12 protein-coding genes are annotated in these 13015 nt (G+C 63.3%); 10 read left to right on the forward strand and 2 right to left on the reverse strand.

Annotation, left to right across the window (positions count from 1 at the left end):
- The first annotated feature begins 29 nt into the window (after positions 1-29).
- A complete protein-coding gene (locus QRX40_RS05665; RefSeq protein WP_024627229.1) occupies positions 30-992 on the forward strand; it encodes an L-lactate dehydrogenase in 963 nt (320 codons plus the stop codon).
- 71 nt (positions 993-1063) lie between these two features.
- Positions 1064-1993, forward strand: a complete 930-nt coding sequence (locus tag QRX40_RS05670) for a cation diffusion facilitator family transporter (protein WP_144085482.1) — start codon at positions 1064-1066, stop codon at positions 1991-1993.
- 3 nt (positions 1994-1996) lie between these two features.
- Here QRX40_RS05670 and lexA read toward each other — a convergent pair whose 3' ends face one another.
- Positions 1997-2665 (reverse strand): transcriptional repressor LexA, encoded by a 669-nt coding sequence (lexA, locus tag QRX40_RS05675; protein WP_045924302.1) that lies wholly within the window; start codon positions 2663-2665, stop codon positions 1997-1999.
- Between the two features lie 298 nt (positions 2666-2963).
- Here lexA and QRX40_RS05680 point away from each other — a divergent pair, with 298 nt between their 5' ends.
- Together QRX40_RS05680 and nrdR are read left to right on the forward strand one after the other, a co-directional pair.
- Positions 2964-3392 (forward strand): LysM peptidoglycan-binding domain-containing protein, encoded by a 429-nt coding sequence (locus tag QRX40_RS05680; protein WP_313836912.1) that lies wholly within the window; start codon positions 2964-2966, stop codon positions 3390-3392.
- Positions 3393-3549: 157 nt separating this feature from the next.
- Entirely contained in the window at positions 3550-4032 is a 483-nt protein-coding gene (gene nrdR, locus QRX40_RS05685) for a transcriptional regulator NrdR (RefSeq protein WP_313836914.1), read from the forward strand.
- Positions 4033-4180: 148 nt separating this feature from the next.
- Here the strand turns inward: nrdR and QRX40_RS05690 are convergent, their stop codons facing one another.
- Positions 4181-6415, reverse strand: a complete 2235-nt coding sequence (locus QRX40_RS05690) for a UvrD-helicase domain-containing protein (RefSeq protein WP_313836915.1) — start codon at positions 6413-6415, stop codon at positions 4181-4183.
- A 278-nt stretch (positions 6416-6693) separates the two neighbouring features.
- On the opposite strand from QRX40_RS05690, the gene mraZ reads away from it, so the two are divergent.
- Genes mraZ through murF form a run of 6 tightly spaced genes read left to right on the forward strand, consistent with a single transcriptional unit; the run spans position 6694 to position 13009 of the window.
- A complete protein-coding gene (gene mraZ, locus QRX40_RS05695; protein WP_306221903.1) occupies positions 6694-7176 on the forward strand; it encodes a division/cell wall cluster transcriptional repressor MraZ in 483 nt (160 codons plus the stop codon).
- Positions 7177-7187: 11 nt separating this feature from the next.
- The gene (gene rsmH, locus QRX40_RS05700; RefSeq protein WP_313836918.1) at positions 7188-8279 is read left to right on the forward strand and encodes a 16S rRNA (cytosine(1402)-N(4))-methyltransferase RsmH; all 1092 of its coding nucleotides are present in this window, start codon (positions 7188-7190) and stop codon (positions 8277-8279) included.
- Complete coding sequence (locus QRX40_RS05705) at positions 8276-8767, forward strand: hypothetical protein (RefSeq protein WP_313836919.1); 492 nt, start codon at positions 8276-8278, stop codon at positions 8765-8767. The genes rsmH and QRX40_RS05705 overlap by 4 nt, the downstream gene beginning before the upstream one ends.
- Positions 8764-10545, forward strand: coding sequence for a penicillin-binding protein 2 (locus QRX40_RS05710; RefSeq protein WP_313836921.1), 1782 nt, complete (start codon positions 8764-8766; stop codon positions 10543-10545). The genes QRX40_RS05705 and QRX40_RS05710 overlap by 4 nt, the downstream gene beginning before the upstream one ends.
- 46 nt (positions 10546-10591) lie before the next feature.
- Entirely contained in the window at positions 10592-11473 is an 882-nt protein-coding gene (locus QRX40_RS05715) for a UDP-N-acetylmuramyl peptide synthase (protein WP_306221908.1), read from the forward strand.
- A 9-nt stretch (positions 11474-11482) separates the two neighbouring features.
- A complete protein-coding gene (gene murF / locus QRX40_RS05720) occupies positions 11483-13009 on the forward strand; it encodes a UDP-N-acetylmuramoyl-tripeptide--D-alanyl-D-alanine ligase (RefSeq protein WP_313836924.1) in 1527 nt (508 codons plus the stop codon).
- Positions 13010-13015: the final 6 nt, after the last annotated feature.

The raw sequence follows: 13015 nt of genomic DNA on the forward strand, positions 1-13015 counted from the left end.
GGGTTCCGATAAGAGAGGTCCATAAAACTATGGCGGAATCATCAATCAAGCCAACCAAGCTAGCAATCGTGGGAGCCGGAGCCGTGGGGTCGACTCTGGCCTTTTCGGCGGCCCAGCGCGGTGTGGCTCGGGAGATCGTCCTTGAGGATATCAACGCCCAGCGTGTTGAGGCCGAGGTCCGCGACATGCAGCACGGATCCAGCTTCTACCCCACGGTCACCATCGATGGCTCGGACGATCCGCAGATCTGCGCCGACGCCGACATGGTGGTCATCACGGCCGGAGCCAGGCAGAAGCCGGGACAGACCCGGCTCGACCTGGCCGGCGCCACCATCAACATGATGAAGTCCATCATCCCTCAGATGGTCGAGGTGGCCCCCAACGCCATCTTCCTGCTGATTACCAACCCTGTCGACATCGTCACCAGAGTTTCCCTGGAGCTGTCCGGGCTGCCGGTCAACCAGATGTTCGGTTCGGGCACCAACCTGGACTCCGCCCGACTGCGCTACCTGATCGGCCAGCAGACCGGTGTCAACGTCAAGAACGTGCATGCCTACATCGCCGGCGAGCACGGCGACTCCGAGGTCCCGCTCTGGAGCTCGGCCACCATCGGCGGGGTGCCCATGTGCGACTGGATGGAGCTGCCTGGCCATGAGCCTTTGGACGCGGCCAAGCGCGAGGAGATCCACCAGGAGGTGAAGAACGCCGCCTACCAGATCATCGAGGGCAAGGGGGCGACCAACTTCGCCATCGCCATGTCCGGCGTGGACATCATCGAGTCCATCCTCAACGGCACCGACCGAATCCTGCCGGTCAGCTCTTTGCTGGAGGACTTCCACGGCATATCGGACGTGTGCATGTCGGTGCCCAGCGTGCTCAACCGTGACGGGGTCAACACCCACATCAACACTCCGCTGAGCGACGGCGAACTGGCCGCTCTGAAGCGCTCCGCCGAGACTCTCAAGGAGACTGCCAGCAAGTTCGGCTTCTGAGTATTTCACAGAAAACTCTTGCCTTGCAGCCGCTGGTGGCATACTTTGGTGTCTGACGAATCGGGGTATGCATGAGCGCTCATGAAGGTGGTATCCAGGGCGGCGGATCCGCCCATCGTCGACAGTTGCTGACGACCCTGGCTCTGACGGGCTCGGTCTTTGTAGCCGAGGTCGTCGGCGCCTTGGTCACCCGCAGCCTGGCTCTGTTGGTCGATGCCGGGCACATGATGACCGACATGGCTGTGCTGATCGCCTCCACGGTTACTGCTGTCTTGATGGAGCGCCGCCCAACGAACCGACGGACCTGGGGCTGGTCCCGTTTGGAGGTCATCACGGCGGCTGGCGGTGCTTTGGTTCTGCTGGCAGTGGGCATCTATGCCATCGTGGAGGCTGTCTTGCGGCTCTGGTCGCCCGGTCGGGATCAGGTCCATCAGCAGGGACTGCTGCTCTTCTTCGGACTTTTGGGTCTGGCTGCCAATGTGGGATCGATTCTGGTCTTGGCCTCCGGGCACAAGGACAATTTGAACATGCGTGCCGCTTTTCTCGAGGTGGTTAACGATGCATTGGGTTCGGTGGCGGTCCTGGTTTCAGCCGTGGTTATGATGATCACCGGCTGGGCCGGGTTCGATGCCGTGGCGGGAGCCCTGATCGCTCTGCTGATGATTCCCCGCGCGATCAAACTGCTGGCCAGCAGCGTCTCTGTGCTTCTCGAGGAGACTCCGGCGGACCTCGACATGGCCAAGGTCAGGAAGCACTTGGAGGGCGTGCCTGGCGTACTTGAGGTACATGACCTGCATGCCAACAGTGTTTCCACCGGTCTGCCGCAGCTGACGGCGCATGTGGTAGTGCGTCAGGGCACGACGGCTGTTGAGAGCGAACGCATTCTTACCAGCATGCAACGCTGCCTGCGCGATCATTTCCCTGTCTCGGTCGAACACACGACCTTTCAGATAGAACCCCAGGGCCACCGGGATAGCAGCGGCGAGCATTTGGACATGTAGTCTTCAGACCTTGCGCAGAACGGTAACTACCTTGCCCATGATGACGGCGTGGGTGCCGTCGATGGGGGAGTAGGCCGGGTTGTGGGGAATCAGCCAAACGTGGCCCTCCTCGCGGCGGAAGGTTTTTACCGTGGCTCCATCGTCAAGCAGGGCTGCAACGATATCTCCGTTCTCAGCTTCCTGCTGGCGGCGGACGACGACAAAGTCCCCGTCGCAGATGGCGGCATCGACCATGGAATCCCCATGGACCTCAAGCATGAAGAGCTCCCCGGATCCGGTCAGACGTTCGGGCAGACGCATGACATCGTCCACATGCTGCTCGGCCAGAATAGGCTGGCCGGCAGCAATTCTGCCGACCAGCGGCACGTCGCGCGACTGCATGATGGCCTCGTCGGCCTGTGTATCAGGGAAGGGCATGATCTTGGCGATTCCAGCAGTTGGCTCAGGCTGATCCTGGACCAGCTCTATGGCACGTCCCTTGTTGGCAGTCAGACGGATGTAGCCCAGATCCTGCAAGACCTGAAGCTGGTGCTTGACGGAAGAAGTGCTGCGCAGTCCTGCGTCTCTGCCGATCTCCCTGTAGGAGGGCAGGAATCCGCGCTCTGACAGGTGCCGCTTGATGGCTTCCAAGACCTTGGCCTGGCGATCGGTCAGTTTGGGTCTAGACTCCAGATTCGGACTCTTGGAGGTGGCTGCCTTTTCTTTCGTCGTGTCCTTGGCTGAGGTTGAGCCGGTTTCCTGAGATCCGGCGCTGTTGGCAAGAGTGGACTGGTTGAGGGAGCTCGTGGCCGTGGACCCGGTGAAGGGGATGGTACTCACGATGGGCTCCTTTCCTTGGAAACTGAACTCAGTCTAACCTGCCTGAAGTGAAAAATCAAACAAATGTTCGAATCAGTCTTGCCAAATAACCGTCGCGGTGCCAGAATGAGAACATCTGTTCGATAGAACAAATGTTCGAAAGAGGTGTGCCATGGTTGTCCGTACCTGTGCCGGTTCCCGCATGTCTGCGCCGACGAACCTGTTTTCGGTCTGCCTGGCCTATGTGCGTTCTGTGTTCTCGTCCGTCTTGGCTCGTCTTCGCAGAGTTGTCAATGCCTGTCTGCCTGATCAGGGGTTTGCGGGTGTCGTCGTGCGCAGAATCGCGGTTTTCCTGGCTGTCGGAGCTTTGACCCTGGTTGGGTTCGGATGGATGGCTCGTCCGGCCAGCTCCGCTCCAGGACCACAGGAAGTCGTCACCAGAACAGTTCGTCCGGGCGACAATGTCTGGTCCTATGCGGCCGCAATCACCCCGCAAGGCGAGGATGTCACCAAGAACGTAGACCGCATCATGCGGATCAACAATATGTCCTCACCCAACCTGCGCGTCGGGGACCGAATTCTGATTCCCAGCGACGAGTGAGGCATCGGCTTTAGATCCTGAAGATGCACGACGGGGCCTCAATGACCTGTCGTTTGGATGAAGGCAGTAGCTGAATTCGAGGAGTTTGTCCAGTGTTATACGCTGATAGGCCCGGTATACGTGGGTCTTGAGATTCTTTGGCGCTATGATATTGCATATGCACTGTCCTTTCTGCCAGAATCCCGATACCAAGGTTGTGGATACGCGAATCAGCGACGACGGCCATGCCATCAGACGCCGCCGTGAGTGTCCGCAATGCTCGCGTCGGTTCACCACGGTGGAGACCTCGATCCTCTTGGTCATGAAACGCTCGGGCAATGCCGAGCCCTTCAACCGCGACAAGGTCATTGCTGGCGTGAGGAAGGCCTGCCAAGGCAGGCCCATCGACGAGAATGACCTGAAACTCCTGGGCCAGCAGGTTGAAGAGGATCTGCGCTCACGCGGCCTGGCTCAGGTGGATTCGGAAGAGGTCGGCAGGGCCATCCTGAAGCCTCTCAGGGAGTTGGACGAAGTGGCCTATCTGCGCTTCGCCTCGGTCTACCGCAACTTCAGCAACCTGGAGGACTTCCAGCAGGCCATCGACACCTTGCGCGCCGAAGACCAGTCTGCCGAAGACCAGTCTGCAATTCAGCAGTCCTAGAATTGGCTATTCTGGCATCGGCCATTCTGACAGCAACAGGCCAGCAGCTTTCGTCAGTGTGCGACTGGGCTGGCTTGTGACGAGATCGGACTGTGTTTGGAAGCGAACGGGGGCGCCAGGCACGATGTAGGCCTGGCACCTAGGCACTTCATCCCAGGTCCAGCAGCCTGTGATCCCCGGAAGTCTGGGCGATGACCAGCTCCTGTGTCGGTCGCGTCATGGCCACATAGAGGTCAGCCGCCGCGCTCAGCCTGGAAGGGGCTTCATCCTGAATAGCTCCAGGCTCAACCAGAACCACGGCATCGAACTCCAGGCCCTTGGTGTGACCGGTGGTCGTGACCGTGATCTGGTGCTCCTGAGCCTTGTCCATATGCAGCCGTGAGATTACTTCGGCTTCCAGGGCGCCAGGAACGATAATGGCCAGGCGTCCGGTGCCGTCCTTGCCCAGATGACGTTTTGCCAGCTCGCTTACCAGGTCAGGCAGCTGGTCCAACAGGCTTGCTTGATCCTCTGCCCGCAGGCGGCTGACCGAGCCTTCCACCTCTCGCACGGCCTTGAGCGTTGAAACTTCAAGACCTTCGGAGGCTGCGAAGGAGGAGGCCAGGTTGGATACCTGACGAGGGTTGCGATAGTCGATGGTCAGCTGTCGCAGGTCCCAACCATCCGGTCCGAAAAGCGCATCCATGGTGGAGGCCCAGGACCGGGTGCCGCCCAGGGCTGCGGTCTGGGCCACGTCCCCGACGATGGTGAAGGATCGGGAGGGGCACCGCCGGATCAGCATCCTCCAGTCCATGGCCGTCAGTTCCTGGGCCTCGTCAACCACGATGTGCCCGTAGACCCATTCACGGTCGGCGGCCGCCTGGGTGGCTGCCTGGTTCTCGTCCTGACCGTTGATGGAATCCAACAGCATCTGGGAGGTCACGATCCCTGTGCCGATGCCATTCTGGGCCAAGGTGTCGCTGGCAAACCGCCGTTCCTCATCGCGACGGGCCTTTTCAGCCTGTTCGCGGTCCGCCTGGCGTGGGTCGGGGCCCAGCAGCTCCATGGCCTCGTCCAGGATGGGGATGTCGGATACGGTCAGTTCGGCGCCATCCTGGCGGGTCAGCAGATTAATCTGTTCAGGAGTCAGCCAGGGGGCGAACCGGCGTAGACGGTCCGGCCTGGACCAGAGGTCGTTGACCAGCCAGCGGGGGTTCATGGGCAGCCAGGCCAGGTTGAGAGTCCTCCGCACCTGGTCGTTCAGCCGCAGCAGGGAGGTGACCCGGGCGAGTTCCTCGGCTCCGGGCTGATAGTCCACCCCTTCGGCATAGCGGGCGGTCATGGCGTTCAGGGCCGAGCGCACAAAGGTGTTCCTGGCTTTGTTGTGGGGCTGGTGGCTGCGTCGGGCATCGATCAGGGCCTGTTCCAGGTCGACCGCCAGCATGGGGACGGCCACCCCATCCACCTTGACCGTGGGCAGGGAGGCAGGCACCCGCTCACGTGAGGCGACGGCGTTGGCTACAGCCTCGGCCATGCGGATGTCCCCCTTGAGCCGGGCCACGTGCGGGTCCTCCTGGCGGTCGGTGCTGATGCCGGGGATGAGGTCGCCCATGGTGCGGCTGAGCACTCCTGTCTCGCCCAGGGAGGGCAGAACCTGGTCGATGTAGTGCAGGAAGGCGTTGCTGGGCCCGACGATCAGCACGCCTGAACTCTCCAGTCGACGCCGGTGAGTGTAGAGCAGATAAGCCGCCCGGTGCAGAGCCACGGCCGTCTTGCCGGTGCCCGGTCCGCCCTGGACCACCAGCGGACGGGTCATGGGGGAGCGGATGATCCGGTCCTGTTCAGCCTGGATGGTGGCCACGATGTCGGTCATCTGCCCAGTGCGGCGGCTGGACAGGGATGCCATGAGCGCGCCCTCGCCGGCCAGGGTGCCGCCCTGGGCCGCCTTGTCCACTTCAGGGGCCGACAGGTCCAGAACCTCATCCTCGATGCCGGTGACCTGGCGGAAGTTGAGGGTGATGTGCCTACGCATGACGATGTCGCCGTGATCCGCCGGGGTGGCCTCGTAGAAGGGGCGTGCGGCCTCGGCACGCCAGTCGGTCAGGATTGGCTCGTGATTGCTGTCCAGCAGGCCCAGTCGCCCGATATATCGCCGGCCGCCCTGGGCTGTATCCAGTCGGCCGAAGACCAGCCGGTCCTCTACGGCCCGCAGCTGGGTGAGCCGGTCCTCATACATGTTGGCGAAGGAATCCCGCTCGGTACGCTGCGTGGGGGAACCGTGGGAGCCGGCGGCCCGAACCGCGTCCAGTCTGGTCCTGGCCTGTGCCCGCAGCTCGTCCAGACGGCCGTAGGCCCTGTCCACCGCCGTCTGCTCTTCATGCAGCTGTGAGGAATAGCTCGACATGTGTGTCCGTTCTGTGGAATGTTCAAAATCGGATGATCCAATATACCGCTCGACCTCTACATTTTTTCGGTCCATCTGACCCCTGGCCGCGCCCTCCTTGCCGGGTGGCGAAACGCCGAGGCAAACCCGTCGGTGAGGCGAATGGTTGGATTTGGGCCTGAAGTGGTGTCAAGGTGGTGAGCAATGGGGATAAGTGGGGTAAAGTGGGGAGCACTGCGTAGGGGACGCTACCCGATGGGGCCGTCCCATGGTTACCAAACTGGCATTGGAGGTGGGGCATGGCCGATACATACGACGCAGATGCCGCCTCGCCTTCCCTGCCGCCCATGCTTCTGGGCACCTACACCCCCAAGATGGATTCCAAGGGCCGCCTGGCTCTGCCCGCCAAGTTCCGCGCCCAGCTGGGTCAGGGCCTGGTCATGGCCCGTGGCCAGGAACGTTGCGTCAGCCTGCTGCCCACCGAGGAATTTCGACGGATGGCCGTGCGCATCCAGCACACCTCCATGGGCGACAAGTCGGCCAGGGACTACCTGCGCGTATTTCTCTCCGGCGCCGTCGACCAGGTCCCCGACAAGCAGGGCCGCATCCTGGTTCCGCCCATGCTGCGCTCATATGCACGGCTGACGGGCCCCGTCGTGGTCATCGGCGTGGGCACCCGTGCTGAGATCTGGGATCAGGATTCCTGGACTGCCTACCTGGAGAGCAAGGAGCAGGGCTACGCCGACATTGCCGATGATGTTCTTCCGGCGGTGGATTGCTGATGGAGGCCCTGATGTCAGATCGCAATCCTCCCGACCAGGAGGCCGTGGACAGCGGCAGGGTCCACCGTCCCGTACTGCTGGAACGCTGCCTTGCGCTGGCTCAACCCGCCTTGGAGAACCCGGGGGCCGTGGCTGTGGATTGCACGCTGGGCCTGGCTGGTCACGCCACCGCCTTCCTCAAGTCCTGCCCTGAGGCCCGTCTTATTGGTATAGATAGGGACAGCCAGGCCCTGGATCTGGCCACTGGCCGGATGCGCGACGAGGGTCTGGCCGACCGCTTCACGCCGGTTCACGCCCCCTTTGATCAGCTGGACCAGCAGCTTGATGCCCTGGGCCTGGGGCAAGTGGACCTGGTTTTCATGGATCTGGGATTGTCTTCTCTGCAGATCGACCAGCGCGACAGGGGATTCACCTACCGTCAGGATGCCCCGCTGGACATGCGCATGGATACCAGCCAGGAGCTGACGGCCGCGCAGGTCCTGGCCGAGTACGACCAGGCCCGGCTGGCTGACATCTTCTCCCGGTATGGGGAGGAACGCTATGCAGGACGCATCGCTCGGGCCATCGTCGAGGCCAGGCAGGAGCAGCCGCTGACCACATCGGCCCAGCTGGACCGTCTGGTCGACAGGGCAGTGCCGCGCGGTCACCGTCCGCCGGGCAATCCGGCCAAGAGGGTTTTCCAGGCCCTGCGCATCGAGGTCAACGGGGAGTTGGATCGTTTGAGGCGCACCCTGCCCCAGGCCATGCTGCGGCTGGCTCAGGGGGGCCGTCTGATTGTGGAGTCCTACCATTCTCTGGAAGACCGCATGGTCAAGCGCTTCATGGCGCCAGGGCTGCACGTGGACCTGCCGGCGGGCATGCCGGTGGTGCCCGATCAGGCCCGCCCCTATCTATCGGATCTGACTCATGGGGCCATTAAGGCCGACGCGGCCGAGCGGGAACGCAACCCAAGATCGGCTTCAGTGCGCCTGCGGGCCGTGGAGATGATCGGAGCCATCCCCGAGGAGCGTCGTCATCGGCTTCAGGCCGAGGCCCGTGGTGAGGGCTCGGATGGTCGTCATCGCCGCGTCGGCCATGGTTCGGAATCGAGGCGCCGGTCATGACCATGCCAGCACGTTCAGTCCGTTCCAAGGCGTCTGCGGACAAGGGCCATCCCCGCATTCAGGAGATGCCCACCAGGCCTGAGCTCAGTCTGATCAAGGGCACGGGCAAGCCAGGCAAGGACCGCCATCCCGAACGAGGCCCAGTGGCTGAGGGGGCCAGGCGTCTGATTGGCTGGACGCGCACCCGCGGCAACCCCCTGCTGCGGATCATGGCCTCCGTGGTTTTTCTGGCTGTCTGCATGTTCGGTTCCCTGATGCTGCGCACCCAGATGGTCCAGGACTCCTTCGAAGCTACCCAGATCCAGCATGAGATCAGCAATCTCAACCAGGACGTCCAGGATGACCAGAACAAGCTCGACCAGCTCCAGGCCTCCCTGCCGGACAGGGCCCAGCAGTTGGGCATGCAGCCTCAGCAGGGCCTGAACTCCATCGATCTGCAGGGCTACAAGCCCCCTCAGGATGCCCAGGGCAAGGCGGGGCATCCATGAGCGGCAAGGGAACCAAGCGCTCCTGGCACCTCTCCTTCTGCAAGCGTTCGCTGTCTGTGGGCCTGATCCTGGTCCTGGTGGCCGCCCTGGCCCTGGGCAAGCTGGCCTATATCCAGCTCTTCGACGGAAGGTCCATGGCCCAAGCCGCTGCGGCGGGCCGCACCGTGCCGCATACCATCAAGGCCCAGCGTGGCCGCATCCTGGACGTCAATGGCCGCGTGCTGGCCCAGAGCCTGGAGCGGTACAACATCATCGGTGACCCCGAAGCGGCCGCCTCCTTCATACCTGTCAACTGCACCAAGCGCACAGGCAGCGACTGCCACAGCATCAAAGGCCACCCGGTGGGCGCTGACGGTGCTGCCGGCGTGGCCCGCCTCCTGGCGCCGGCCCTGGGAATGAACGCCATGGAGCTGGGCGGCAAACTCAGCGTCCCCGGACGGTACGTGGTCTTGGCCAAGCGGGTGACTCCCGAGGTCAAGCGCTCCATCGACAAGCTGGGGCTGCAGGGGATCATCACGGCAGAGCTGAGCAGCGAACGCACCTATCCTCATGCGGATCTGATGGGAGCCCTGATCGGGGGCATCGACGACAGCGGCAAGGGCGTGGCCGGGATCGAGCAGATGGAGAATCGGCAGCTGACCGGCTCTGACGGCTACACGGTCTACCAGCAGGGGATGCTTGGCCAGGAGATCCCCGGAACCGTGACCCGTCAGCGCAATCCGGTCAACGGCAAGGATGTGACCCTGACCGTTGATCAGGACGTTCAGTGGTACGTCCGTCAGGCCCTCAAGTCGGGCTGCCAGCGCTTTCATGCCGACTGGGCCCTGGCCGTCGTCCAGGACACCCGCACCAACGAGATCCTGGCCCTGGCCGACACTGACGATTACCAGGCTGGCAGCGACCAGGCCAAGGTCAACTCCTCGCGGGCGGTGGCGGAGACCTTCGAGCCCGGCTCCATCGGCAAGACCATCTCTATCTCCGGCATGCTTCAGGAGCAGGTGCACTCCATGAGCGACCGCTTCACTGTGCCCGACCACATCACCGTGGACAACCAGCAGTACAAGGATGCCTTCGACCATCCAGCCGAGCACTGGACCCTTGCTGGCATTCTGCAGAACTCCTCCAACGTGGGCATGGTCATGGCCGGCGAACACTACCCGGATCAGAAGCGCTACGACTATCTGACCCGCTTTGGCATCGGCCAGGCCTCGTCCCTGGGCCTGCCGGGGGAGTCCAAGGGCCTGCTGACTTCGCCTCAGACCTGGGACCGACGCACGCGCAACACGGTATTGTTCGGCCAGGGCTACGCCACCAACGCCATCCAGCTGACCAACGTCATCGCCACCCTGGCCAATAAGGGGGTCCGGGCCGACCAGACCATCATCCGCGGCCAGGATGCCGTCAACGCCAACCGGGTGAGGGTAGTGGACGAGAAGGTGGCGGCTACGGTCATGAACGGCATGGAGTCGGTGGCTGAAAAGTACCAGAATACAGCCAAGGTGGATGGCTATCGGGTGGCCTCCAAGACCGGCACTGCCGAGGTGGCCGACAGCTCGGGCGGCCTGGGCGGCATCATCAGCGACTGGGTGGGCATCCTGCCTGCTGACGACCCCCATTATGTTGTCACCGTAGTCCTGAAGAATCCCCACAGCAGCGATGGCGTTTTCGGCAGCATCACCGCCGGCCCCATCTTCGCTCAGATCGGTGAATTCCTTATGCAGAAATACCAGGTCCCCACGTCTGGGCCCAGAACCGATGCTATCCCGGTAACATGGTGATACCGGCAGGCATCATGGCGTTCCCGGACGAAGGAGAGATTGCAGCATGAGTGCGCTGAGTGAATCAATCTCCCGACGGTTGACCCTGGGGCAGCTCAAAGGACGCTACGGGCTGACCCTGGTCCCCGATTTCGCTGAACCAGTTACGGTGACCTCACTGGTGGACGACCTGCCCTCAGTGCGGCCCGGCAGTCTGTATGTGCCAGCAGACCAGCAGGTGGACCAGGGCATGATCGAGGAGGCCGAGCGTCGAGGGGCCTACGCAGCCCTGCTGCCGACCTCGGCCCGTCAACAGGTGGGACGAGCCCGCATACCCCTGCTCTTCGGCACCATGCACGCCTGGCAGATGGGCCAGCTGCTGTCCAACGCCGCAGGGGACCCTTCGGGAGCCCTGGCCGTCTTCGCCCTGGTCGGTTCCCAGGTGCAGGAGCAGGTGGATCTCTTGGCCGACTTCCTGCACGTGCTGGGCAATCCCGTCGGCATTCTCAGCTCCAAGGGTTCGTACTCGCTGGACCGGCGACTGGACCTGGAATATCCCCTGAGCATGTTCGATGTGCAACGCAGTCTGTCCATCGCCCTGGAGGACGGGGCGGCCGCCGTGGTCATCTCCGTGGACGAACAGACCCTGGCCAGGGATGCCCTGCAGGCGGTGGATCTGGATGTAGTGGCCCTGGGCGCCCAGGAGGGCTCCACGCGCGATATGCGGCACGTACGACTGATCTCCAGGGCCCGCCGATATGGGTTCAGCCTGGGCGGGCACACCATCGTAGCCCGGCGCAACGAGGAATCCGACGGGCTGGCCCGGCAGTCCCTGCCCGCCGATGCACAGAGCGACGACCTGTCCCTGTGCATCGCCATGACCATGGCCGCCGGCGTCAAACGCAACAACATCAGGAGCGCCCTGCGCGTCTCCCGCGAAATGTCCTGAGAGGTGAGGATGAGTCAGTCTGTAGGGGCCGGGTCCATGCCCATGACCCTGGAAGAGGTCGTCGAATATGTGCACGGTCGGCTGGTTGAAGTCGGTCCTGGTCGTGAACCTGACCGGCGGTCCGAGCGCATGCGGGTGGTGACCGACTCCCGTCAGGCCAAGCCCGATGGACTCTTCGTAGCCATCAAGGGCGAGCACGTGGATGGCCATGACTATGTTCCCGGCTTGGGAGCCAAGGGCTGCCGGGCGGCTTTGGTCGACCATCTCGTTCCGGGCGCTGACCTGCCCCAGATTCTTGTGGACGATACGGTTGACGCCTTGGGGCTGCTGGCCCGGGCCAGCATAGACCGTCGGCGCGCAGCGTCAGAACCCTTTACGGTGATTGGCATCACCGGATCCGTCGGCAAGACCACCACCAAGGATCTGCTGTCCTCTCTGCTGGCACTCCTTGGTCCGGTGGTGGCCCCTGTCGGGTCTTTCAACAACGAGATCGGCCTTCCTCTGACAGCCTTGGAGGTGGGGCCTGACACCCGGTATCTGGTGGCCGAGATGGGTGCCAACCACCTGGGTGAGATCGCCCGGCTGACCACAATGGTTCCCCCGGACATGGCTCTGGTCCTCAAGGTGGGAGTGGCCCACCTGGGCGAATTCGGCTCCGTGGATCGCATCGCCCAGGCCAAGAGCGAGATCGTGCAAGGCCTGGTGCCGGGCGGGACCGCCGTGCTCAACGCAGACGATTCCCGGGTGGCTGCCATGGCTGATCTGGCCTCTGGGCCTGTTCTGCGGTTTGGCATGGCCGCTGAGGACGGCGGTCAGGACCGCAGCCTGGACGGCTCGGCTCGCTACCTTGACAGCGACAGCCTGGACAGGCCGGCCTTCGAGCTGCGTCTGCCTGGCCAGCAACCAGTGCGGTTGCGTCTGGGCATCCCGGGGCGGCACAATGTCATGAACGCCCTGGCTGCCGCCACGGTAGCCCACGCTCTGGGTCTGGACGCAGAACGCATCGCCGATGAGCTGGGTCGACAGCGGCAAATAAGCCCGCATCGGATGGCCCTGTCTTCGGTCCGGCTGCCGGATGCCTCCTTCACGCTGATCGATGATTCCTTCAACGCCAATCCCGACTCCGTGCGGGCTGGTCTGGACGCCCTGGCCGCCTGGAAGGGATGCGATGGCCCGGTCTATCGGATAGCTGTCCTGGGGGTCATGCTTGAGCTGGGCGGCCAAGGGGAGCGGCTGCACCAGGAGATCGGCGCCTACTGCCGTCGGTTGGGCATTGATGCATTGGTCGCGGTGGGCTGCCGGGATCAGCAGATGGACGGGTTGGTTCATGCCCTTGTCCGTGGCGCTGGCGGCCTATCTGGTCGGAGCGAGGAACAGCCTGGGGCCATGCGCGTCCTCTTCGCCCAGGATGCTGACCAGGCCGATCAGATGGTTCGCCGCCTATGCGTCAAGCATCCTGACCGGCAAAATCTTGTCCTGCTCAAGGGCTCGCACATGTCCGGCCTGTCCGGTCTGGCCGACCGGTGGCAGGGCTGAGCCATG

The organism is Bifidobacterium sp. H6bp9, assembly GCF_032193695.1.
Taxonomy (GTDB): Bacteria; Actinomycetota; Actinomycetes; order Actinomycetales; family Bifidobacteriaceae; genus Bombiscardovia; species Bombiscardovia kimbladii.